Below are 22573 nucleotides of genomic sequence, written 5' to 3'. Positions count from 1 at the left end.
GATCGGGGGCCTCCCGTCGTCCGGCGCACCGCCGGGCCACCCTGCGGTCGGGGCCAGGGGCCGCGCCCGCACCTTCGGCAGGACGGGTCCCGCACCCATCGGTGGATGCCGGGGCCGGTCACGGCCCGTGAGGATGAGGGACGTCAGCACGTCCACCCCCAGAAGGGTCATCCCATGATCGAGGCGGTCGGCCTGCGCAAGGTCTACGGCAAGAAGGTCGCGGTGCACGACCTCAGCTTCACCGTGCGCCCAGGCATCGTCACCGGGTTCCTCGGGCCGAACGGCTCCGGCAAGTCCACGACGATGCGCATGATCGTCGGCCTGGACCGCCCGACCGCCGGTCAGGTGCTCGTCGACGGCAAGCCCTTCAGCGCGCACAGCGCGCCGCTGTCCTCGGTCGGGGCCCTGCTGGACGCCAAGGCCGTGCACACCGGCCGCTCCGCGTACCGGCACCTGCAGGCCATGGCCGCGACCGCGGGCATCGGTACCTCCCGCGTCGACGAGGTCATCGACCTCGTCGGTCTGCGCGAGGTCGCCCGCAAGCGCGCCGGTGGGTTCTCCCTCGGGATGGGGCAGCGCCTCGGGATCGCCTCCGCGCTGCTGGGTGACCCGAGCACCGTCATGTTCGACGAGCCGGTCAACGGCCTCGACCCCGACGGCATCCTCTGGATCCGCAACCTCATGAAGGAGCTCGCCCGTCAGGGCCGGGCCGTCTTCGTGTCCTCGCACCTCATGAGCGAGATGGCGCTGACCGCCGAGCACCTCGTCGTCATCGGCAAGGGCCGGCTCATCGCCAACGAGACGGTGCGCGACTTCATCGCCCGGGTCCAGCCACGCGGTGTGACCGTCCGGTCCCCGCAGGCCGAGCAGCTGCGCGACCTGGTCACCTCCGGTGGCGGGACGCTCACGGCCCGGGAGGACGGCAGCTGGGACGTGCGGGGGATGTCCGCGCAGGCCGTCGGCGACGCCGCGGCCGCCCGCGGGGTCGCCCTGCACGAACTCACCACCGTCAAGGCCTCCCTCGAGGAGGCGTTCATGGAACTCACCGCGGGCGCCGTGGAGTACCAGGCGCACGGACCCGCCGGTCCCGGGGACACCGCCGCCGTTCCCGAACCCGCCCAGAGCCGACAGGAGGTGTCGCGGTGAGCGCGACCGTCGAGGTCCAGCAGTTCCGCCCCGTCGAGCACCGGGTGACCTTCCCCGGGCTGGTGCGTTCGGAGTGGATCAAGTTCTGGAGCGTCCGTTCCGTCGTCATGACGATGGTCGCGTCGTTCCTCGCCACGATCGGCATCGGCGTCGCGTTCTCGTTCGCGGCGCGCTCGATCATGAGCTCGGCCGACCCGACGCAGGGCCCTCCGGGCCTCGACGCACTGGCCGCCAGCACGACGGGTGCGCAGATCGCCACCCTCGTCGTCGCGTCGGTCGGGGTCATCGTGATCGCAGGGGAGTTCTCGACCGGGATGATCCGCACGTCCTTCGTCACGGCTCCCGGCCGGCTCGGGGTCTTCTTCGCCAAGGCCCTGGTGCTCGCGGTCACCGTCGCGGTGGTCCTGGGCGTCGCGGTGTTCGTGGCGTTCTTCCTGGGTCAGGCGATCCTGAACACCCGGGACTTCGGGATCTCCATCGGCGACGCGGGAGTGCTGCGGGCGCTGCTCGGAACCGTCGCCCTCCTGGTCGGTGTCGCCCTGGCCGGCCTCGGGCTGGGCGCGCTGATGCGGAACTCCGCCGGCGCGATCTGCACGGTGGTGGCTGCGATCTTCGTCGTCCCGCCGTTGCTCCAGCTCGTCCCGGACAGCTGGGGTGGCGACACCGTCAACGAGTACTTCTTCACCAACACGACGAACAACCTCGTCGCCGTCTCCGACGCCCCGGGTTTCCTCCCGCCCGGCGCCGGTCTCGCGGTGTTCGCCGTCTGGGTCGCCGTCCTGCTCGGGATCGGCGCGCTCTCGGTGAAGACCCGCGACGTCTGATCAGTTCCCGGAGGAGGCCCGGACGACGAGTTCGGGCAGGTAGACGACCTGCCGGTCGTGGTGCACGACCGGCAGGTCCCCGTCGTCCTCTCCGCGGTTCTCCGCGCCGTCCTCCGCGTCCAGGGTCCCGTTCAACAGCATCCGGATCGCCGAGCGGCCCAGGACGTCCTTCGGTGTGCGGACGGAGCTCAGGGGAACCGTTGCGGCGGCGGCGAAGTCGATGTCGTCGTAGCCCACGATCGCGAGGTCGTCGGGCACCTTGAGACCCCGCTGCACGACCTCCTGCAGGACGCCGATGGCGACGAGGTCGTTCAGGCAGAACACCGCGGTGGGGCGGTCCGGGGGTGACCAGTCGGCCAACCGGATCCCCTGCCGTCGACCGTTGTCGATGTCCAGGCGGTCCACGACGATCTCGACGAGGGTCTCCGGGGGCAGGCCGGCCGCGGCCACCGCCCGTCGGGCGCCCTCGAAGCGCTGGTCGACCTGGGTGAAACCGCGTGGTCCGCCGACGACCGCGATCCGGCGGTGACCGGACCCGAGCAGGTGCGCGGTCGCGAGAAGGCCGCCCTCGACGTCGTCGACCGACACCGAGCGGGTCGTCCCGTCGGGATCGTCGCGGTCGACGAGGACGAGCGGGACGTCGAGCGTGCGGAGTTCGGCGAGGCGTCCCTCGGAGGTGTCGACGGGGGAGAGCGCGATCCCGGCCACCCGCTGCTGGCGGAGCATCTCGAGGTGGCGGCGTTCGCGCTCGACGTCCTGGGCGCTGCTGCAGAGCAGCAGGGTGCGCCCGCCCGCCTCGGCCGTCTCCTCGGCTCCGCGGGCGAGTTCGGAGAAGAAGGGGTTGGCGAGGTCGAGGACGACCAGCGCGATGAACCGGCTGCGGCCGACGCGGAGCTGGCGGGCGGACTCGTTGCGGACGTAGCCGAGGGTGCGGATCGCCTCGAGGACCTTGATCCGGTTCGGCTCCGACACGGACGAGGGCCGGTTGAGCACGTTGCTGACGGTGCCGATGGACACCCCGGCCCGGGCGGCGACGTCCTTGATGCTCACGCCCGACATGGCACGAACCCTAGCTCAAAGCTTCTAGAAAGATCACTCTCCGTGTAAGCCTCGTACACGGAAACGGAGAGCTGGGGCGGCGTACTCCTCGAGGGCGTGCGCCATCCACCCCGCACAGCGCGCCACCTCGAAGAGGAGCTCGCCCACCTCGCCCGCCAACCCGTGGGCGTGGGTGAAGGCCGCGAGACCCAGGTCCACGTTGGGGAAGGCGCCCGCACCGTGGACGCGGACCACCCGCTCCAGCACCGCGGGCAGGACCTCCGCGACGGGGGAGGTCGGCCACGCCGTCAGCACCGTCGCCAGCAACTCCTCGGCCCTCGGGTCCGACGTCGCGTGCACCACGTGCCCGAACCCGGGAGGGCGCACCCCGGGCTCCACGACGAGGGACCCGCCCACGGCGTCGGCGAGGAAGCGGTGGGCCCCCGAGGCGGCCCCCGCGTGCAGCGGCCCGTCCGCCGCACCGAGAGCCGCCGACAGCACCGACGTCAGGGGTGCCCGGGCGCTCGCCGCCACCCGGGCCGCGACCGTCGAGACCGCGAGGCCGTGGTCGGCCAGCAGGACCAGCGGCGCGTCCAGGCGCACCCCGGGGGCGCCCGCCGCCGCCGCGAGCCCCTCACCCACGGACGGCCCCGGGGCCAAGGCCCCCAGGACCGAGCCGAGGACGACCTCCGGGGAGCTCAGCGCACCACCGGGCGCACCCCCGAGCGCGCCCACGACGCTCACCGCGACGCGGAGCCGGTCCGGCAGCCGGCACCCCGCCGGCAGGGCGTCGAGCACGACACGCGCCTGCCGGCTGAGCTCCGCGTCCCCCGCGAAGGGACCCGGCGTCGCGGTGCCGGACCACAGCAGCCGCGCGACGGCCTCGAAGGAGTGCCGGCGGGAGAGCTCGACCGCGTCGTGGCCGCGGTAGCGCAACCGGTCGCCGTCGATCGAGGTCAGCGCGCTGCGGACCGTCTCCACGGCCCCCACGGGGCGGCGGCCGCTGCGTCCGCGCCCGGCCAGCGCGTCGACCTCGGCCGCGTCGAACCGGCTGCCCCGGCCGTCGGTGGCGGCGTGGGAGAGCAGCTGCCCGCGGCTCACGTAGGCGTAGAGCGTGGCGACCTTCACCCCGAGGCGGTGCGCCGCCTCGGCGGTCGTCAGCAGTTCACCCACGGTTGATCGGATCAACGTTGACGCCGCCACGTCAAGGCGCGGACGGTGACGGGCATGACGCTGACGAGCGAGGTCCCCGCAGGGTTGCGCGGTGTGGTGGTCACGACGACCGCGCTCGGTGACGTGCGCGGCGACGAGGGGTTCTTCCACTACCGGCAGTACTCGGCCATCGACCTGGCCCGCCACCGCAGCGTCGAGGACGTGTGGTTCCTGCTGCACCGCGGCGCGCTGCCCACGCCGCTGGAGGCGCAGGGCTTCCTGGCCGAGGTCGCCGCCCAGCGGCACCTGCCCGCGGTGCTGGTGGACGCGCTGCCGGTCGTCGCGGCCGCCGGGGGTCCGCTGCTGAGCGGGCTGCGCACGGCGCTGTCCCTGCTCGGCGCCGCCGAGGGGTTCCGGCCCGTCTACGACCTGGACCCCGCCGCCCGGGCCGCCGACGCGCTGCGGGTCTGCGCGCTGACCCCGACCGTCCTGGCCGCCCTGCACCGCCTCCGCTCCGGGGCGGAGCCCGTGGCCCCCCGTGAGGACCTCGACGCGGCGGCGAACTGGCTGTGGATGCTGACCGGTCGCGAGCCCGCACCCGAGCACGTCCGGGCGATCCGTCGCTACCTGGTGAGCACCGTCGACCACGGCTTCAACGCCTCGACCTTCACCGCCCGCGTGGTCGCCTCCACCGGGGCAGACGTCGCCGCCGCCGTCGTGGCCGCGCTCGGAGCGTTCTCCGGGCCGTTGCACGGGGGTGCCCCGGACCGGGCCCTCGCGGCGCTGGAGGAGATCGGCACGCCGGAGCGCGCCGAGCCGTGGGTGCGCGACCAGCTCGCCGCCGGCGGCCGGGTCATGGGGTTCGGCCACGCCGTCTACCGGACCCGCGACCCCCGCGCCGTCCTGCTCCGCGAGACCGCTCTCGAGCTCGGCGGGGACCTCGCCGAGCTCGCCGCGGCGGTGGAGGACCGGGTCGTGGCGGTGCTCGCCGAGCTCAAGCCCGGCCGGTCGCTGCACGCCAACGTCGAGTACTACGCCGGGGTCGTGATGGCCCAGGCGGGGCTCGTCCCGTCGCTCTTCACCCCGACCTTCGCGACCAGCCGGGTGATCGGCTGGTGCGCCAACGTCCTCGAGCAGGCGCAGGACCCCCGCATCATCCGGCCCGCCGCGCGCTACGACGGGCCGCCGGCGCCCTCGCCCCTGCCCTGACGGGAAGGTCGGCTCCACCCGCCGGCCGCGGGGGCGGGGTCCACGACGGCCGCCCCGGACAGCGACTCCCGGCCGCTCGACGGCGTTCCTGAGGGGTTCGCGGGCATTGCGCCAACGGCGAACGAGGTGGCGGAACACCCTGTGCGGGGCGCAAGTTGGACAGGACAACCGGGTCACGAACGCCTCACGAACCTCCGCAGGACGCGGACGGGAGTGAACGTGTCGGAGCTCGGGTCTAGCATCGGAATGGTTCGTGGGGGACTTGCTCCCGCGGACTCGACCACCCGCGAGGAGCGCCGCATGTTCGAGAGGTTCACCGACCGCGCCCGACGGGTCGTCGTCCTGGCCCAAGAAGAGGCCCGGATGCTCAACCACAACTACATCGGGACCGAGCACATCCTGCTCGGCCTGATCCACGAGGGCGAAGGCGTCGCGGCCAAGGCTCTCGAGTCGCTGGGCATCTCCCTGGACGCGGTCCGCGAGCAGGTCCAGGAGATCATCGGCCAGGGCCAGCAGGCCCCGTCCGGTCACATCCCCTTCACCCCCCGCGCCAAGAAGGTCCTCGAGCTGTCGCTGCGCGAAGCGCTGCAGCTGGGCCACAACTACATCGGCACCGAGCACATCCTGCTCGGGCTCATCCGCGAGGGCGAGGGCGTCGCCGCCCAGGTGCTCGTCAAGCTCGGTGCCGACCTGAACCGCGTGCGGCAGCAGGTCATCCAGCTGCTCTCGGGCTACCAGGGCAAGGAGCCCGCGACCGCCGGCGGTCCGCAGGAGGGCACCCCGTCCGGGTCGCTCGTCCTCGACCAGTTCGGCCGCAACCTGACCCAGGCCGCCCGCGAGGGCAAGCTCGACCCGGTCATCGGTCGCGACCCGCAGATCGAGCGCGTCATGCAGGTCCTGTCCCGACGCACCAAGAACAACCCGATCCTCATCGGTGAACCGGGGGTCGGGAAGACCGCCGTCGTCGAGGGGCTCGCGCAGTCCGTCGTGCGCGGCGAGGTGCCGGAGACGCTGAAGGACAAGCAGATCTACACCCTCGACCTCGGCGCGCTCGTGGCCGGTTCGCGCTACCGCGGTGACTTCGAGGAGCGCCTGCGCAAGGTCCTCAAGGAGATCCGCACCCGCGGCGACATCATCCTGTTCATCGACGAGATCCACACCCTCGTCGGGGCCGGTGCCGCCGAGGGCGCGATCGACGCGGCCTCGATCCTCAAGCCCATGCTCGCGCGCGGTGAGCTGCAGACCATCGGGGCGACGACCCTCGACGAGTTCCGCAAGCACATCGAGAAGGACCCCGCGCTGGAGCGTCGCTTCCAGCCGATCCAGGTCCCGGAGCCGACGCTGGCCCACGCCATCGAGATCCTCAAGGGTCTGCGCGACCGCTACGAAGCGCACCACCGCGTCTCGATCACGGACGCTGCGCTGGTCGCGGCCGCGACGCTGGCCGACCGCTACGTCAACGACCGCTACCTGCCCGACAAGGCGATCGACCTGATCGACGAAGCCGGCGCCCGGTTGCGGATCCGTCGCATGACCGCACCGCCGGACCTGCGCGAGTTCGACGAGCGCATCGCCGACGTCCGCCGCGAGAAGGAGAGCGCGATCGACGCGCAGGACTTCGAGAAGGCCGCGTCGTTGCGCGACGGCGAGAAGAAGCTGCTGGCGCAGAAGGGCGAGCGCGAGAAGCAGTGGAAGTCCGGCGACATGGACGTCATCGCCGAGGTCGACGAGGAACTGATCGCCGAGGTCCTCGCCACCGCCACGGGCATCCCGGTCGTCCGGTTGACCGAGGAGGAGTCCACGCGTCTCCTCCACATGGAGGACGAGCTCCACAAGCGCGTCATCGGCCAGAACGACGCCATCAGGGCGCTGTCCCAGGCGATCCGGCGCACCCGTGCGGGGTTGAAGGACCCCAAGCGTCCCGGTGGTTCGTTCATCTTCGCCGGCCCGACCGGTGTGGGTAAGACGGAGCTGGCAAAGGCGTTGGCGGAGTTCCTCTTCGGTGAGGAGGACGCCCTCATCCAGCTGGACATGTCGGAGTTCTCCGAGAAGCACACCGTCTCGCGCCTCTTCGGTTCGCCCCCCGGCTACGTCGGCTACGAGGAGGGCGGTCAGCTGACGGAGAAGGTGCGGCGCAAGCCGTTCTCGGTGGTCCTCTTCGACGAGGTCGAGAAGGCGCACCCGGACATCTTCAACTCGTTGCTGCAGATCCTGGAGGACGGTCGCCTGACCGACTCCCAGGGCCGGATGGTCGACTTCAAGAACACCGTGATCATCATGACGACGAACCTGGGGACGCGGGACATCTCCAAGGGCGTCGGCACCGGGTTCGCCGCGGGATCGCAGACCTCGCAGACGAACTACGACCGGATGAAGTCGAAGGTCAACGACGAGCTCAAGCAGCACTTCCGGCCCGAGTTCCTCAACCGCGTCGACGACATCGTCGTGTTCCCGCAGCTGACGCAGGAGGAGATCGTCCAGATCGTCGACCTGTTCATCAAGCGGGTGGACGACCGGTTGAAGGACAAGGACATGGGCATCGAGCTCACGCCGTCGGCGAAGGTCCTGCTGGCGACTAAGGGCTACGACCCGGTCCTGGGTGCTCGTCCGTTGCGCCGCACCATCCAGCGCGACATCGAGGACGTCCTGTCCGAGAAGATCCTCTTCGGCGAACTCCGCGCCGGCCAGATCATCTCAGTGGACACCGAAGGCGAAGGGACCGAGCAGAAGTTCACCTTCGAGGGCACCTCGAAGGAAGACCTGCCCGTGACCGTCCCTGTCGGTGACACGATCGAGGACTGACCTCACCAGCACGACGGCCCGGCACCCCTCTGGGGTGCCGGGCCGTTCTGCGTCCGCGGCGGCCCGAGGGGGATCGTTGACTCCACGAGGACACTCGACGTCACCGTTGGGCCAACGCTCTCGGCGAGTGGGACCGGGGAGGCAACGATCCCACCGGCTCGTGCGCCGCACCACGTCTGGGAGGATCACGGGGTGCCGACCGGATCCGACGTCCTCGTCCGTCCCGCCCGGACGGGAGACATCCCCGAGGTCCGACGGCTCGTCGAGGTCTACGCGCGTCAGCGCATCCTGCTGGGCAAGGAGCTCATCACCCTCTACGAGGCCGTCCAGGAGTTCGTCGTCGCCGAGCTCCGCGACGAGAACGGCGCCCGGGTCGTGGGGTGCGGGGCGATGCACGTGCTCTGGGAGGACCTCGCCGAGGTCCGCACCCTGGCCGTCGACCCGACCGTCCGAGGGTCCGGTGCCGGCGGCAGGATCCTCGAGGCGCTGCTGCAGCGCGCGGACGACCTCGGGGTCACCCGGTTGTTCTGCCTGACCTTCGAGACCGCGTTCTTCGCGCGGCACGGCTTCGTCGAGATCGAGGGGACCCCGGTCGAGCCTGAGGTCTACGCCGAGATGCTCCGCAGCCACGACGAGGGGGTCGCGGAGTTCCTCGACCTCGCTCGCGTCAAACCGAACACGTTGGGCAACAGCAGGATGCTGCGGGTCGTCCCCGCGGCGGGTGGAGGGAACCGATGAGCAGCACGACGGTGATCGTCATGGGCGTCTCCGGGAGCGGGAAGACGACGCTCGCGCAGGACCTGGCCACGACCAAGGGCTGGACCTACGCCGAGGGCGACGAGTTCCACTCCGAGGCCAACGTCGCCAAGATGGCGTCCGGGCACCCGCTGACCGACGAGGACCGCTGGCCGTGGCTGCAGTCCATCGCCGACTGGATCGGGGAGCACGAGGCCGCGGGGGAGTCCGTCGTCGTCACCTGCTCGGCGCTCAAGCGGGTCTACCGGGACCTGCTGGCCAAGGACAACCCCTCCGTCGTCTTCTGCGAACTGCAGGTCCCGACCGAGGTCCTGGAGCAGCGGATGGCCGAGCGGAAGAACCACTACATGCCGGCGTCGCTGCTGCGCAGTCAGCTGGACACCCTCGAGGACCTCCACCCCGACGAGCGCGGGTTCCGGGTCCGGGTGCAGGGTGGTCCCGATCACGTGCTGAACGAGGTGCTGCGACACCTCTGACCCCGGAGGTGTCGATGACGACCGCCCTGACGACCGCACTCCCCGCCGCCGCGGCGGCCGCCGCCTGGACGGGGCACGACACCCGGTTGGTGGTGGCGGCGCTGCTCGGCATCGCCGTCGTCGTCCTCTCCGTGTCCTGGGCCAAGCTGAACCCCTTCATCGGGCTGCTGCTCGGCTCCGCGACCCTCGGGCTCGTCGCCGGGCTGTCGGTCCAGGACATCGTGACGTCCTTCTCGATCGGTCTCGGCGACGCCGACGGGACCGCCGGCGGGGCGGGCAAGACGTTCGCCGACGTCGGGATCCTCGTCGCCCTCGGGGCGGTGCTGGGCCGGTTCCTCGCCGACTCCGGCGGGGCGAACCTCATCGTGGACCGCATCGTCGACCGGGTGCCCGCCAAGGGCCTGCCGTGGGCGCTGGCCGGTGCCGCCGCCCTCGTGGGCCTGCCGCTGTTCTTCGAGATCGGCCTCGTGCTGCTGGTCCCGATCGTGCTGCTCGTCGTCCGGCGCACCGGCCGGCCCGTCCTGGCCCTCGGCATCCCGGCCCTGGCCGGGTTGTCCGTGCTGCACGGGTTCGTCCCGCCGCACCCCGGGCCGCTGGTGGCCATCGCCAACCTCAACGCCGACCTGGGGTTGACCCTCGGGTTCGGGCTGCTGCTCGCCATCCCCACCGTCATCATCGCCGGGCCGCTGCTGGCCCCGCTCGTGTCCCGCTTCGGACCCCAGGACGCCGAGCACCTCCCGACCTCCGGGGGCGACCTCGGCGGCGCGGAGGAGGGCGGACGCCGGCCCAGCTTCGCGGGCACCCTGACGGTCGTGCTGCTGCCGGTGGCCCTGATGCTGGCCCGCGCGATCGCCGAGATCGTCTCCGAGAAGGGCAACGCGGTCCACGACGTGCTCTTTGCGCTCGGCACTCCGCTGGTCGCGCTGCTCATCGGCTCCCTCGCCGCCATCCCGCTGCTCGGCCTCGCCGTGGGGATGGACCGCCGCAAGATCGGCTCCACCATCGACGCCTCGCTACCGCCGATCGCGTCCACGCTGCTCGTCATCGCCGCCGGCGGCGGGTTCAAGCAGGTCCTCATCGACGCGAAGGTCGGCGACCTCGTCGGTCAGCAGGCCGCCGCGCTGAGCCTGTCGCCGCTGGTCCTGGGCTGGCTCGTCGCCGTCCTCATCCGCCTCGCGACGGGGTCCGCGACCGTCGCCACGATCACCGCCGCGGGCATCGTGGCCCCGCTCGCGGGGGACCTCTCCGCCAACCACCTCGCCCTGCTGGCCCTGGCCGTCGGGGCCGGCTCGCTGTTCTTCTCCCACGTCAACGACGTCGGGTTCTGGCTGGTCAAGCAGTACTTCGGCCTCACCGTGGGGCAGACGCTGAAGAGCTGGTCGGTCATGGAGACCGTCATCTCGGTGTGCGGTCTCGGCGGTGTCCTGCTCCTCAGCCTGGCCTTCTGACCCGCGGAAACAACACTTTCCGCCCCCACGAGCGCGCCGTGGGGGCGGAAAGTGTTGTTTCCGCCGGGAAGGGGCGGGGTGGCAGGGCGGAAAGTGTTGTTTCCGCGAGGTGGGAGGGTGGGGGTGTGGACGGCGACCTCGTGGTGAACCGCCGGGTGACGATCCCGGAGGCGGAACTCCGCGAACGGTTCTCCCGCTCCAGCGGGCCCGGCGGGCAGGGCGTCAACACCACCGACTCCCGCGTCGAGCTGACCTTCGACCTCGAGCGGTCGCCGTCGGTGCCCGAGGACCTGCGCGAACGTGCGTTGGGGCGCCTCGAGGGGAAGCTCGTCGACGGCACCCTCACCGTCGCGGCCCAGGAGCACCGCGCTCAGTTGCGCAACCGGGCGGCTGCCACGGAACGGTTGCGCAGCCAGCTCGCGGCGGCGTTCGCCCCCGAGCCGGCCAAGCGGCGGCCCACGAAACCCACCCGGGGTTCGCAACGTCGCCGGCTGGAGACGAAGCGTCAGCGCAGCGACACCAAACGCCTCCGCCGCTCCACCGACGACTGACCCGTCCTCAGGAGCGGGGGAGGGTGAAGCGGCCGTCGGGGAGGGGTTCGACGAGACCGTCGGACACCAGCCCGTCGAGACAGCGCTCGCGTTGGGCGGCGTCCGACCAGCAGGCCGCGAGCTCCTCCGCGGTGACCGGTTCCGAGGACGCGCGGAGGACCGCGAGCAGCTTCCCGCGCACCTGGCGGTCGGTCCCGGCCCAGGCCTGCCCACGGCGGGGCGGGCCGGTGGGGGCGGGACGACCCGCCAGCACCCACGCGCACCGCGACACCAACGGGCACCGCCCGCACGAGGGGGAGCGCGCTGTGCAGACCAGCGCCCCCAGCTCCATGACGGCGACGGCCCAGCGGGCGGCGGTGGCCGCGTCGTCGGGCAGCAGGTCCACGGCCAGCCGGTTCTCGGCCGCGGTGAGCGAGGCGGCCGGTTCGGCCGTCCCGGTCACCGCGCGGGCGTGCACCCGGCGGACGTTGGTGTCGACGACGGCGTGCCGCTGTCCGAACGCGAACGAGGCCACGGCCGCCGCGGTGTAGGCGCCGATCCCCGGCAGCGACAGCAGCTGCGCGTGCTCGGAGGGGACGAGACCACCGTGCTCGTCGCGGATCGCGACGGCCGCCGCGTGCAGGCGCAGCGCCCGGCGCGGGTAGCCGAGCCGGTTCCACATCCGCACGGCCTCGCCGGGCGGGTCGGCGGCCAGGTCGGTGGGCGTCGGCCAGCGCTGCATCCACGCCTCCCACTGGGGCAGCACCCGGGCGACGGGGGTCTGCTGCAGCATCACCTCGCTCACCAGGACCCCCCAGGGCGAGCGGTCGGGCGCGCGCCACGGCAGGTCGCGGGCGTGGTCGGCGTACCAGTCCAGGACCGTGTCGTGCAGGTCCAGGACGTGGTCCGGGGTGGTGGTAGTCATCGCGGGGGATCGTCGCACGGCGCGCCTCCCGTCGCCCGACACGCCGGGCACCTACCTTTCCCCGGTGAGCAGCGTCCTGCACCCCGTCGGACCTGAGGACAAGGGCATCTACTGGCGACGACGCCTGGTGACCATCGTCGTACTGCTCGTGGTCATCGTGCTCGCCGTCGTCGGGATCCGCGCTCTCACCGCCACCGACGACGCCGCCGCCCAGGGGCAGAAGCTCGACCCCGGTCACGTCGCCTCCACCCTCACCGCCGCCCCCGGTCCCAGCACCTCGCCCGGCGCCACCCCCACAGACAGCCCCACGGGCAGCGCGACCGGGTCGCCGACGGCGACCGGCACCGGGGCGGTCGCCCCGTGCGAACCCGCCGCGCTGAACGTCGCCCTCACCTCCGACGCCACCACCTACGGCCCCGGCAAGGCCCCGCGGTTCGTGGTCACCGTGACCAACACCTCCCAGACCGCCTGCACCGCCGAGATCGGCAGCGGCGTGCGGGGCCTCGTGGCGACCGACGCGTCGGGTGCCCAGGTGTGGTCCACGGCCGACTGCGAGGCCTCCACGGCGTCGCAGGTCTACACGATCCAGCCGTCCAAGAACCGCGCGATGACGTCGGTCTGGTCGCGGCTGCACTCCGCTGCCGGCTGCCCTCCCGACCAGCAGGCCGTCGCCGACGGCAACTACACGGTGACGGCGACGTGGGACCAGATCGTGACCGCACCCCTGACGATCGCCCTCACGAGCTGACCGTCCCCGCGGCCCACCCCGTGGGGCGCGGGCTCAGACGTAGCGTTCGAGGATCGAGCTCTCCGCCAGGCGGGAGAGCCCCTCGCGCACCGCGCGGGCGCGCTGCTCGCCGACACCGTCGACGGTCATGAGGTCGTCGATGCTCGCCGCGAGCAGCTTCTGCAGGTCGCCGAACTGGTCGACGAGACGTTCCACGATGGCGCCCGGCAACCGCGGGACCCGGTTGAGCAGGCGGAAACCCTTGGGGCTCACCGCCGAGTCGAGGGAGTCGCCGCCGACGGAGAACCCGAGGACGCGCGCGACCTGCGCGAGGTCCACGAGGTCGGACTGGTGCAACCCGGCGAGGTTCTCGAGGACCTGCTCCAGCGGACCCTCGTAGCGGCTCGCCTCGAGGTAGTCGCGGACGACGAGTTCACGGTCGGGACCGACCCCGCCGACGAGTTCGTCGAGCTGCAGCGAGAGCAGACGGCCGTCGACCCCGAGTTCGACGACGTAACCGGAGATCTCGTCGGCGATCCGGGAGACCATCTCGATGCGCTGCACGACCGAGCAGACGTCGCGGACGGTCACGAGGTCCTCGATCTCGAGGGCCGACAGCGTGCCGGTCACCTCGTCGAGGCGGGCGCGGTAGCGCTCGAGGGTCTGCAGCGCCTGGTTCGCGCGGCCGAGGATCGCGTCGGAACCCTCGAGGACGTAGCGGCGGTTCCCGGTGTAGACGGCGACGATCCGCATCGACTGCGACACGGAGATGACGGGGAAACCCGTCTGCTTCGCGACGCGTTCGGCGGTGCGGTGCCGGGTGCCGGACTCGCTGGTCTCGATCGAGGAGTCGGGGACGAGTTGCACTGCCGCGCGCACGATCCGGGACACGTCGCGGTCCAGGACGATCGCACCGTCCATCTTGGCCAGTTCCCGCAACCGGGTGGCTGAGAACTCGACGTCCAGGGTGAAACCCCCGGTGCACAACGAGTCCACGACGCGGTCCAGACCGAGCACGATGAGGGCGCCCGTCCGACCGCGCAGGATGCGCTCGAGACCATCGCGCAGTTCCGTCCCGGGCGCGATGATCGCCAGGGTCTGCCGCAGGACCTCGTCCGGCGTCCGGTCGACCACGGGTCACCCTCCGAAAACGATCGTCTCGCGCACATCCGAACCTGGTCGGAGTCTAACCGCGGTGCGGGTGGGACGGGTGGGTCGCCCTCGCGGAACCGGCTCAGGCGTCGTCGGGGCGCAGTGCGCGGAGCGCTTCGAGGGCCTCGCGGATGGTCGCGACCTCGATGATCGCCGCCTTCGCCTTGGTCGCGCTGACGGCCTCCTTGGCCCCCGGCGGCGCGAGGATCCTGCGGTGGCCGAGTCGCGCGGCCTCGGCGATGCGCGGCCCGAGCATCGTGACCCGGCGGATGTCGCCGGAGAGCGAGACCTCCCCGATGGCCGCGACGTCCAGCGGCAGCGCGAACTCCTGGGCCGCGGAGGTGATCGCCAGGCAGATCGCCAGGTCGCTGCCCGGGTCGCTGGAGCGCATCCCGCCGACGGTCGCGGCGTAGACGTCCTTGTCGTAGAGGCGGACCTTCGCGATCCGGTCGGTGACGGCGATGAGCATCCCCACCCGGGAGACGTCGAGGCCGCTGACCCCGCGGCGGGGGTTGGGGGCGTTCGTCGGCGAGACCAGGGCCTGGATCTCGGCGATCAGCGGGCGCCGGCCCTCGACCGTCACCGTGATGCAGGTCCCCGGGACGGGCTGCTCGCGGGAGGCGCGGAACAGGCCGCTGGGGTCGGGCACCTCGACCATCCCGGCGTCGGTCTGCTCGAAGCAGGCGATCTCATCGGCCGCGCCGTAGCGGTTCTTGACGGCCCGCAGCAGCCGCAGCGTGGTCTGGCGGTCGCCCTCCAGCGCCAGCGTCGTGTCGACGACGTGCTCGAGGGCCCGGGGCCCGGCGACCGTGGACTCCTTGGTCACCTGGCCGACGAGGCAGTGCGCGATGCCGCGGGACTTGGCGAGTCGCGTGAGGGTGCTCGCGACCTCCATCACCTGCGTCACCCCGCCGGCACGCCCCTCGACGTCGCCCGAGGCCATCGTCTGCACGGAGTCCACGATGACCAGGGCGACGTCGGGGCCGAGGGCGTCGAGGTGGCCGATCGCCTCGGCGAGGTCGTTGGTGTCGGCGAGGTAGAGGTGCTCCGAGGTCGCGCCGATCCGGCGGGCCCGCACCGCGATCTGCTCGACCGACTCCTCGCCCGAGACGTAGAGCACGGGGCGTCCCGTCGACTTGGCGACGCTGTCCGCCGTGGTCAGCAGCAGGGTGCTCTTCCCGGCCCCCGGCTCACCCGAGAGCAGCAGCACCTGTCCGGGGACGAGGCCGCCCCCGAGGACCCGGTCGAACTCCGTCAGTCCCGTGCTGAGCCGGTTCTTCACCTCGGCGCTGCTGATCTCGGAGATGCGCCGCGCGGGCCGGACCGGTGCGCTGCCCGTGGCGGAGGCCTTCAGACCCACGACCCGCGTCGACCCGACCTCCTCGACGGTGCTCCAGGCCTGGCACTCCCCGCAGCGCCCGACCCACTTCGCCGTGCTCCAGCCGCACTCGGTGCAGCGGTAGGAGGGTCGGGCGGTCTTGCTGGTGGTCTTCACAGGCACGTCAGGAACCGTAGACGGCGGCTCCGACAGAGGGGACACGACACAGCCCGCCCTCCCGGAGGGGAGAGCGGGCCGTGTCGGAGCGGAGTGGCGGGTCAGACCCCGTAGAGGACCTTCATCGTGGTCATCAGGATGCCCAGCGTGGCGAAGACGAAGCTCGGCACGAAGGCGAGGATCGCGGCGCCGATGCTGCCGCTCTTGCGGTAGAGCAGGTAGGCCGAGAAGACCATGACGAGTGCGCCGGCGAGGGTGAAGGCCAACCCGACGACGATCCGGCCGCCCGGCGCCGCCTCGTAGGGGTTCGCCCCCAGCAGGAGCAGCGGGACGACCCCCGCCAGGACCAGACCCACGACCCAGATGCCCAGGGCCAGGACCGTCCCGGGCGTGGGCCTCGTCCACTTCATGGGGGCCAGCGCCCGCTGTTCCTCGTGGTGGACCGGCGGGGTGGCGTGCGCGCTCATGCCTCCATCATCCACCGTCGAGACCCTCCGTGACGACCCAGGTCGCAACTGCTTCCCTCCGACTTCCACGCCGCCTCCTGCGCCGACTCCTACGCCGCGTGGGTGAGGACCCCTGGGGTTGCGTGCCGGACCGGTCGACACCCACTGGGTGCCGGGGGAACGCGTCGTGGGGTGGCAACTGTTCGAGGGAGACCTCGAGCGGGACTTCCAGCGTGCCCGCAACCGGGCCCGCTCGCGGTACTTCGTCCCGACGGCCCTGCTGGGGCTGCTCATGTTCGACGCCTACGTCCTCGTCGACCTCGCCCTCGCCCCGCAGGTCCTGGCCCTCTCGCTGCTGCTGCGCCTGGGGGTCGTGACGCCCCTGGTGCTGGGCGGTCTGGTCCTCCGCCGCCGGCGGCTCCGCGCGAAACCGGCCTCGGGCATCGACGGCCCGCTCGTCGCCGCGGCCGCCGTGCTCGTGGTGCTCGCGATCGCCGCGGTCCAGTACAGCGCCCCGGCGGCGCTGGGGGGCGCCTACTTCGGGGGCTCCTTCATCGTCGTCGTGTTCTTCGTGACGCTGCTGCGCTCCGACGTCCGGCGTGCCGCCGGCTCCCTCGTCGCCATGCTCGCCGCCGTCGCCTGGGGGCAGGCCCTCATCGGGGCCGACGCCGCGGCGACCCAGGTCGCGGCGCTGCTCGCGGTCGCCGTCAGCGGGATGTTCGGCCTCGTGATGGCCGGCAGCGTGGAGAGCAGCGACCGGGCCCGCTTCCTCGCCGAGCGTCGTGAGCGCGCGCTGGACGCGGAACGCGAGGACCTCATCGCGGCGCTCGACGAGGCCGCCCACCGCGACGAGATGACGGGCCTGCTGAACCGGCGCGGGCTGCAGCAGCGGCTGCCCGCCGAGGGGACCCCCGTCGGGGTCCTCGTGGTCGACGTCGACCACTTCAAGGCCTACAACGACGCGTTCGGACACCTCGAGGGCGACCGGTGCCTCACGCTGGTGGCGGAGACCCTCGCCGCCCACGCGCGGCCGGGGGACGTCGTGGCCCGCTTCGGCGGGGAGGAGTTCGCCGTGCTGCTCGAAGGCGCCGACCGTGAGGACGTCCTCGCCGCGGGTGAGCGGCTGCGCGCCGCCGTGCGCGACCTCGCCCGCCCGCACCCCTCCCGCCCCGACGGCGGCGACGTCGTGACCATCAGCGTCGGGGTGGCCGTGGGGACCTGGAAGAGCGCGCTGGCCGCCGCGGACGACGCCGTGTACGCGGCGAAGTCCGCCGGCCGCGACCGCGTGCTGGCGGCGACCCGGTGAGGCGCGCCCCGTTCCTGCGGCTGGGGGAGAAGCTGCGCGCGCTCGGCCTGCCCGCCGTCTCACCCAGCTACGAGGCGCTCGCCCGCGAGGCCAGCGACGAGGTCCTGGTCACCGACCCGAGCGGACGGGTGTCCTTCACCTCGCCCACCTTCAGCCGGCGATGGGACCTCGACCGGTGGGCACTGGTCGGCAGCGACGCCTTCGACTGGGTCGTGCCGGAGGACCGCGACGCGGCCCGCGCACGGCTCCTCGCCGCGTGCGTCCCGGGGGCCGGCCCCGTCGACAGCGAGCACCGCTTCGTCGTGCGCGCCACGGGCGAGGTCCGCTGGTGCCAGGTCCGCTTCAGCGACGCGCGCCACGTCCGCGGGGTCGGCGGGGTCATCTGGAACGCCCGGGACATCACCGAGGACAAGCGCAACGTCGAGGCGCTGCGCCACCTCGCCGCCCACGACCCGCTGACCGGACTGCCCAACCGGCGTGAGCTCTTCGACGGGTTCCGCGCCGCCCTGCACGCCGGGGACGACACCGCGTTGCTGGTGCTGAGCCTCGACGGGTTGAAGCTCGTCAACGACCGGCACGGCCACGCCGTCGGCGACGAGGTCGTCTGCCGGATCGCGGAGCGCCTGGCCGACGTCGTCGGGAACGCGAGCGGCGGGGGTGGGCGGCTCCACCGCCTCGACGGCGACGAGTTCGCCGTGCTGCTGCGCGGTGCCGAGCCCGAGGTCCACCGGGCCCTGCCCGTCCTGGCCGACCGCGCCGTCGACGCGGTCCGCGAGCCCCTGTCCGTCCTCGGCCGGACGGTGGCGATCACCACCAGCGTCGGGACGGCCGTGCTGTCGGTGGCCGACGCGCCCGCCGACGCGGACGAGGCCGGGCGGCAGTTGTTCCAGCAGGCCGGGGTCGCGGTGACGGCCGCGAAGTCCGGCGGCCGCGACCGCTGGATCCCGTTCTCGCGCAGCCTGCTCGACAGCGCCCACGACCGGGCCGAGCTGGCGGCGGACCTGCGGCGGGCGCTCGACGCCGGTGGGGAGGGACTGCGGGTGCTCTACCAGCCGCTGGTCGACCTCGAGCGGTCCGCGACGGTCGGCTTCGAGGCCCTCGTGCGCTGGGACCACCCCACCCGCGGGTCCGTGCCGCCCTCGGTGTTCGTCGCGATCGCCGAGGAGTCGGACACGATCATCGCGCTCGGGGCGTTCGTCCTGGACACCGCGCTCGCCGCCGCGGCGGACCTGCAGCGTTCCTCCGGCCGCGACGACCTCGAGATCAGCGTCAACCTCTCCGGGCACCAGCTGCGCCGGCCGGGGATCGTCGACGACGTCGCGCAGGCGTTGCTCCGGCACGGGGTGGAACCCTCGCGGCTCTGCCTCGAGGTCACCGAGAGCGTCGCCGTCGCCGACCTCTCCGCGGCGGGGAACACGTTGCAGCAGTTGCGGTCCCTCGGGGTGCTGATCGCCCTCGACGACTTCGGGACGGGGTACTCCTCGCTGTCCTACCTGCGCCGGCTGCCCGTCGACATCCTCAAGATCGACAAGTCGTTCGTGGACGACGCGAGCAATCCGGCCGACGCCATCGGGGCCGCGGTCCTCTCCGGCATCGTCACGCTGAGCTCGGCGCTGGGTCTGGTGACCGTGGCCGAGGGGATCGAGACCGAGCAGTCCCACGCCGTCGTCCGGGGGGCGGGGTGCACGTGGGGACAGGGCTACCTCTTCGCCCGGCCGCTGGCGCTCGCGGACGCGCGGCAGCACCTCGCGGTGGAGGCTCAGAACTCCCGGGACCGCAGCACGACGGCGTAGTCCACGCGGGTCCCGGCGTGCTCGGCGAGGATCTCCTGCGCCTGGCGCGGGGGGAACTCGATGCCGACGACGGCCTCGAGGTCCTCGCGGCGCTCGAACTCCCAGGCGACGTCGAGGCGTTGCACCGACCACCCGCGCCGCGCGAAGAACCGGTCGACCGCGACGGCGTCGTAGCGCGGCAGCGACCGCTGGAACCAGCGCCCGAAGGTGGAGCGGGTCGCGTCGTTGTCGACGACGAACGCCGTCCCGCCGCGGCGCACGACCCGGTCGAGTTCGGCGAGGCCGGGTTCGCAGCCCGGGCCGAAGAAGTAGGCCCAGCGCGCGTGCACGACGTCGACGCTCGCGTCCGGCAGCGGCAGCGCGCCGGCCTCGCCGTGCAGGACGCGGACCCCGTCGATCCCGCGGACCCGGTGCAGCGCACGGCGCAGCAGCGGGGGGTGGGGTTCGACGCCGGTGACCGAGCGGGCCCGCTCCGCGAACCGCGGGAGGTGGAACCCCGTGCCGCAGCCGACGTCGAGGACGTCGGCCCCCGACCAGTCGTGGGTGCGGAGCATGGCCGCCTCGAGGAGCCCGCCGCGGTCGAGCGCCAGGTTCTCCAGCTCGTAGACGTCGGGGGAGTTCCAGACGTTCGGGCTGGGGATGACCGAACCGCTCACCGGCCGGCGCGGCTCGGGTCGGCGGGGTGGACGGTGAGGGGCAGGAGGCGCCGGTGCGCGGAACCGTCGCGCGATCGCGACACGAGGGCCTCGCAGTGCCGCGCGAGTTCCTCGTAGGGACGGTCGCCGATCATCTCGCGCAGTTCGTTCTCGCAACTGCGGAACACCGGACGGGTGCCGACGTGGGCGGCCGGGTTCCCGGTGCAGTACCAGTCGAGGTCGTGGCCGCCTTCGCCCCAGCCGCGCCGGTCGTACTCGGCGATGCTGACCTCGAGGTAGGTGGTCCCGTCGCCGCGGGTGACCGTGCGGTAGGAGCGCTTCAGCGGCAGCTGCCAGCAGACGTCGGGCTTGTACTCCAGCGGGTCGACGCCGTCGCGCAGGGCCTGCTGGTGCAGGGCGCAGCCGGCCCCGGCGGCGAAACCGGGCCGGTTGGCGAGGATGCAGCCGCCCTGGTGGACGCGGGTCTTGCGGGCGCCGTCCTCGACCTCGGTCCAGCCGCCGTTCTCCTTCTGACCCTCGGCGAAGAACTGCCAGGTCTGCGGGGTGAGCTTCTCGACGATCTTCGCGACGCGCTTCTCGTCGGCCTTCTCGGTGAAGTGGGCGCCGAGCGCGCAGCAGCCGACGTCGGGGCGGTCGGCGTAGATGCCGGGGCAGCCGTTGCCGAAGATGCAGGTGTAGTCGCTCGTCAGCCAGGTGAGGTCGATCCGGTAGACGGTGTCGGCGCCCTCCTCGGCGGAGAGACCGCGCTCGACGTCGTCGGGGTCGGGGAACTCCACCCACAGGCGGGCGGTGTCCAGCGGTGTCTCCTCGCTCACCGCTGCAGGGTAAGCGTGTTCTGGGGGTGGCGTGGCGTCCCATAGGGTCGCGGAATGCGTTTGGGCGTTCTCGACGTGGGCTCCAACACGGTCCACCTCCTCGTGGTCGACGCCCACCCGGGGGCACAGCCCCTGGCGGCGAACTCGATGCGTCGGCTGCTGCGGCTGGCCGAGCACCTGACCCCCGAGGGGGCGATCGACGACCCGGGGATCAGTGCGCTCACCGACGCCGTGGCGGCCGCCTCCGCCGCGGCCGAGGACGCCGGGGTGGAGGAGTTCCTGGCCTTCGCGACGAGCGCGGTGCGCGAGGCCAGCAACGGCGAGGCCGTCCTGGACCACGTCGAGGCGGCCACCGGGATCCGGTTGCAGGTCCTGCCGGGCACGGCCGAGGCCGACCTGACGTTCCTCGCCGTCCGCCGCTGGTTCGGCTGGTCCGCCGGGCGGCTGCTGGTGCTGGACATCGGCGGCGGCTCCCTGGAGATCGCCGCGGGTCTCGACGAGGCGCCCGACGTGTCCTTCTCGCTGCCGCTGGGGGCCGGGCGCCTCACCCGCGACCTCCTCGCCGGTGACCCGCCGGGCCCGTCGGAGGTCCGCGACGCCCGCCGGTACGTCCGTCGCCAGATCGCCTCCCGCGTGCGCGACGTCACCCGCGCCGGCGTCCCCGACCGCGTCGTCGTGACGAGCAAGACCTTCCGCAGCCTGGCCCGGCTGTGCGGGGCCGCGCCCAGCGGCGAGGGGCCGATGGTGCGCCGGGAGCTGCGCCTGGCCGACCTGTCGCCGTGGATCCCGCGGCTGGCGGAGATGCGGGTGAAGCAGCGGGTCGAGCTGGCCGGCGTCAGCGCCGAGCGGGCCCCGCAGGTCCTGGCCGGGGCGCTGGTCGCCGAGGCGGTCTTCGAGCTGCTCGGGGTCGAGCAGGCGCTGGTCTGCCCGTGGGCGCTGCGCGAGGGGATCATCCTGCGCCGCCTCGACGCGATCGCGGCCGCCGGCGGGGTGGGCGACCGTTCCACCGTGGCGGCGTTCTAGCGTGGCGCGCGTGAGCGATCCCGATCCCGGACACGTCCCCGTCGGCCTGTCGACGTCCTGCTCCTACCCGGAGTCCACGACGGCGGCCTTCGAGATCGCCTCCCGGCTGGGCTACGACGGTCTCGAGGTGATGGTCTGGACCGACCCGGTGAGCCAGGACGCGGCCGCGCTGCGCCGCCTCGTGGAGCACTACGAGGTGCCGGTGCTCTCGATCCACGCGCCGACGCTGCTGCTGACCCAGGGGATCTGGGGTGGTGGCGGTCCGTGGGGCAAGCTCGAGAAGAGCTGCGAACTCGCGGCCGAGCTGGGGGCCGGCACCGTCGTCGTGCACCCGCCGTTCCGCTGGCAGCGCGAGTACGCGACGGGTTTCGTCGCCGGGATCGAGGCGCTGGAGGACCGGACCGGGATCACCCTCGCCGTGGAGAACATGTTCCCCTGGCGGGCCCGGGGACGGGAGATCACCGCCTACGCCCCGAGCTGGGACCCCACCGCGATGGGCTACCGCAACCTCACCCTCGACTACAGCCACGCAGCGACGTCGGGCCAGGACTGCCTGGAGCTGACGAAGGACTTCGGCGAGCGTCTCGCCCACGTCCACCTCTGCGACGGGACGGGGTCGGCCAAGGACGAGCACCTGGTGCCCGGGGACGGGACGCAACCCGTCGCGGCGGCGCTGGCCGAGCTGGCGCGCACCGGGTTCCGGGGACAGGTGGTGGCCGAGGTGAACACCCGCAGGGCGCGGGGACGGGCCGCGCGCGAACGCGCCCTGGCCCGCACGCTCGAGTTCGCCCGGACGAACCTGGCCCGCACCCCCGAGGTGACGGCGTGACGCTCGCACTGGTCGGGGCCGGGGT

The 22573-nt window shown here is 72.8% G+C and carries 21 protein-coding genes; 13 read left to right on the top strand and 8 right to left on the bottom strand.

What is annotated here, in order from left to right; all coding sequences use genetic code 11:
- Positions 1–174: 174 nt before the first annotated feature.
- A complete protein-coding gene (locus AC0I8G_RS19805; protein ID WP_471731469.1) occupies positions 175–1146 on the top strand; it encodes an ABC transporter ATP-binding protein in 972 nt (323 codons plus the stop codon).
- Positions 1143–1970, top strand: a complete 828-nt coding sequence (locus AC0I8G_RS19800) for an ABC transporter permease (RefSeq protein ID WP_471731468.1) — start codon at positions 1143–1145, stop codon at positions 1968–1970. Before AC0I8G_RS19805 ends, AC0I8G_RS19800 begins: the two co-directional genes overlap by 4 nt.
- Here the strand turns inward: AC0I8G_RS19800 and AC0I8G_RS19795 are convergent, their stop codons facing one another.
- Positions 1971–3029, bottom strand: coding sequence for a LacI family DNA-binding transcriptional regulator (locus tag AC0I8G_RS19795; RefSeq protein WP_471731467.1), 1059 nt, complete (start codon positions 3027–3029; stop codon positions 1971–1973).
- A 33-nt stretch (positions 3030–3062) separates the two neighbouring features.
- A complete protein-coding gene (locus AC0I8G_RS19790; protein WP_471731466.1) occupies positions 3063–4181 on the bottom strand; it encodes a citrate synthase in 1119 nt (372 codons plus the stop codon).
- A gap of 54 nt (positions 4182–4235) precedes the next feature.
- On the opposite strand from AC0I8G_RS19790, the gene AC0I8G_RS19785 reads away from it, so the two are divergent.
- The 6 genes from AC0I8G_RS19785 to arfB all read left to right on the top strand — a co-directional run bounded on the left by AC0I8G_RS19785 (position 4236) and on the right by arfB (position 11402).
- Positions 4236–5369, top strand: coding sequence for a citrate/2-methylcitrate synthase (locus AC0I8G_RS19785; protein ID WP_471731465.1), 1134 nt, complete (start codon positions 4236–4238; stop codon positions 5367–5369).
- A 300-nt stretch (positions 5370–5669) separates the two neighbouring features.
- The gene (locus tag AC0I8G_RS19780) at positions 5670–8171 is read left to right on the top strand and encodes an ATP-dependent Clp protease ATP-binding subunit (protein WP_328294524.1); all 2502 of its coding nucleotides are present in this window, start codon (positions 5670–5672) and stop codon (positions 8169–8171) included.
- Between the two features lie 192 nt (positions 8172–8363).
- Positions 8364–8909: an amino-acid N-acetyltransferase gene (locus AC0I8G_RS19775; RefSeq protein ID WP_471731464.1), complete on the top strand. Its 546-nt coding sequence runs from the start codon at positions 8364–8366 to the stop codon at positions 8907–8909.
- On the top strand, positions 8906–9403 hold the full coding sequence (locus AC0I8G_RS19770) for a gluconokinase (RefSeq protein ID WP_471731463.1): 498 nt from the start codon (positions 8906–8908) through the stop codon (positions 9401–9403). The genes AC0I8G_RS19775 and AC0I8G_RS19770 overlap by 4 nt, the downstream gene beginning before the upstream one ends.
- A 14-nt stretch (positions 9404–9417) precedes the next feature.
- The gene (locus AC0I8G_RS19765) at positions 9418–10851 is read left to right on the top strand and encodes a GntT/GntP/DsdX family permease (RefSeq protein WP_471731462.1); all 1434 of its coding nucleotides are present in this window, start codon (positions 9418–9420) and stop codon (positions 10849–10851) included.
- Positions 10852–10976: 125 nt separating this feature from the next.
- A complete protein-coding gene (gene arfB, locus AC0I8G_RS19760; RefSeq protein WP_471731461.1) occupies positions 10977–11402 on the top strand; it encodes an alternative ribosome rescue aminoacyl-tRNA hydrolase ArfB in 426 nt (141 codons plus the stop codon).
- 7 nt (positions 11403–11409) lie between these two features.
- On the opposite strand, the gene AC0I8G_RS19755 is transcribed toward arfB, so the two are convergent.
- The gene (locus AC0I8G_RS19755) at positions 11410–12306 is read right to left on the bottom strand and encodes an HhH-GPD family protein (RefSeq protein ID WP_471731460.1); all 897 of its coding nucleotides are present in this window, start codon (positions 12304–12306) and stop codon (positions 11410–11412) included.
- Positions 12307–12370: 64 nt separating this feature from the next.
- Between AC0I8G_RS19755 and AC0I8G_RS19750 the strand changes: the two genes are divergently transcribed.
- Positions 12371–13054: a hypothetical protein gene (locus AC0I8G_RS19750; protein WP_471731459.1), complete on the top strand. Its 684-nt coding sequence runs from the start codon at positions 12371–12373 to the stop codon at positions 13052–13054.
- Between the two features lie 33 nt (positions 13055–13087).
- Here the strand turns inward: AC0I8G_RS19750 and disA are convergent, their stop codons facing one another.
- The 3 genes from disA to AC0I8G_RS19735 form a co-directional block, all read right to left on the bottom strand.
- A complete protein-coding gene (gene disA / locus AC0I8G_RS19745) occupies positions 13088–14167 on the bottom strand; it encodes a DNA integrity scanning diadenylate cyclase DisA (RefSeq protein WP_380258219.1) in 1080 nt (359 codons plus the stop codon).
- A gap of 100 nt (positions 14168–14267) precedes the next feature.
- Positions 14268–15686: a DNA repair protein RadA gene (gene radA, locus AC0I8G_RS19740; protein WP_471731458.1), complete on the bottom strand. Its 1419-nt coding sequence runs from the start codon at positions 15684–15686 to the stop codon at positions 14268–14270.
- Between the two features lie 95 nt (positions 15687–15781).
- On the bottom strand, positions 15782–16147 hold the full coding sequence (locus tag AC0I8G_RS19735) for a hypothetical protein (protein WP_471731457.1): 366 nt from the start codon (positions 16145–16147) through the stop codon (positions 15782–15784).
- 118 nt (positions 16148–16265) lie between these two features.
- On the opposite strand from AC0I8G_RS19735, the gene AC0I8G_RS19730 reads away from it, so the two are divergent.
- Both AC0I8G_RS19730 and AC0I8G_RS19725 read left to right on the top strand, forming a co-directional pair.
- On the top strand, positions 16266–17432 hold the full coding sequence (locus AC0I8G_RS19730; RefSeq protein ID WP_471731456.1) for a GGDEF domain-containing protein: 1167 nt from the start codon (positions 16266–16268) through the stop codon (positions 17430–17432).
- Positions 17429–19225, top strand: coding sequence for a putative bifunctional diguanylate cyclase/phosphodiesterase (locus tag AC0I8G_RS19725; RefSeq protein ID WP_471731455.1), 1797 nt, complete (start codon positions 17429–17431; stop codon positions 19223–19225). Before AC0I8G_RS19730 ends, AC0I8G_RS19725 begins: the two co-directional genes overlap by 4 nt.
- On the opposite strand, the gene AC0I8G_RS19720 is transcribed toward AC0I8G_RS19725, so the two are convergent.
- Both AC0I8G_RS19720 and AC0I8G_RS19715 read right to left on the bottom strand, forming a co-directional pair.
- Positions 19192–19881 (bottom strand): class I SAM-dependent methyltransferase, encoded by a 690-nt coding sequence (locus tag AC0I8G_RS19720; protein WP_471731454.1) that lies wholly within the window; start codon positions 19879–19881, stop codon positions 19192–19194. The two genes, AC0I8G_RS19725 and AC0I8G_RS19720, sit on opposite strands and share 34 nt — an antisense overlap.
- Positions 19878–20696, bottom strand: coding sequence for a DUF3109 family protein (locus tag AC0I8G_RS19715; protein ID WP_471731453.1), 819 nt, complete (start codon positions 20694–20696; stop codon positions 19878–19880). The genes AC0I8G_RS19720 and AC0I8G_RS19715 overlap by 4 nt, the downstream gene beginning before the upstream one ends.
- Before the next feature lie 54 nt (positions 20697–20750).
- Between AC0I8G_RS19715 and AC0I8G_RS19710 the strand changes: the two genes are divergently transcribed.
- Together AC0I8G_RS19710 and AC0I8G_RS19705 are read left to right on the top strand one after the other, a co-directional pair.
- Positions 20751–21719 (top strand): Ppx/GppA family phosphatase, encoded by a 969-nt coding sequence (locus AC0I8G_RS19710; RefSeq protein ID WP_471731452.1) that lies wholly within the window; start codon positions 20751–20753, stop codon positions 21717–21719.
- 1 nt (position 21720) lies between these two features.
- Positions 21721–22548 carry a sugar phosphate isomerase/epimerase family protein gene (locus tag AC0I8G_RS19705; protein WP_471731451.1) on the top strand — a complete coding sequence of 276 codons (828 nt, stop codon included), beginning with the start codon at positions 21721–21723 and terminating at the stop codon, positions 22546–22548.
- The last annotated feature ends 25 nt before the right edge of the window (positions 22549–22573 follow it).

It is taken from the genome of Kineococcus sp. AC630 (assembly GCF_979255925.1).
The sequence above is the reverse complement of the archived record's forward strand: the minus strand, read 5'-3'. Positions and strand labels throughout refer to the sequence as shown.

Coding starts and splice junctions, on each gene's coding strand:
- AC0I8G_RS19805 (WP_471731469.1), top strand. CDS start 175: ATGATCGAGGCGGTCGGCCTGCGCAAGGTCTACGGCAAGAAGGTCGCG.
- AC0I8G_RS19795 (WP_471731467.1), bottom strand. CDS start 3,029: ATGTCGGGCGTGAGCATCAAGGACGTCGCCGCCCGGGCCGGGGTGTCC.
- AC0I8G_RS19785 (WP_471731465.1), top strand. CDS start 4,236: ATGACGCTGACGAGCGAGGTCCCCGCAGGGTTGCGCGGTGTGGTGGTC.
- AC0I8G_RS19780 (WP_328294524.1), top strand. CDS start 5,670: ATGTTCGAGAGGTTCACCGACCGCGCCCGACGGGTCGTCGTCCTGGCC.
- AC0I8G_RS19770 (WP_471731463.1), top strand. CDS start 8,906: ATGAGCAGCACGACGGTGATCGTCATGGGCGTCTCCGGGAGCGGGAAG.
- AC0I8G_RS19765 (WP_471731462.1), top strand. CDS start 9,418: ATGACGACCGCCCTGACGACCGCACTCCCCGCCGCCGCGGCGGCCGCC.
- AC0I8G_RS19755 (WP_471731460.1), bottom strand. CDS start 12,306: ATGACTACCACCACCCCGGACCACGTCCTGGACCTGCACGACACGGTC.
- AC0I8G_RS19735 (WP_471731457.1), bottom strand. CDS start 16,147: ATGAGCGCGCACGCCACCCCGCCGGTCCACCACGAGGAACAGCGGGCG.
- AC0I8G_RS19710 (WP_471731452.1), top strand. CDS start 20,751: ATGCGTTTGGGCGTTCTCGACGTGGGCTCCAACACGGTCCACCTCCTC.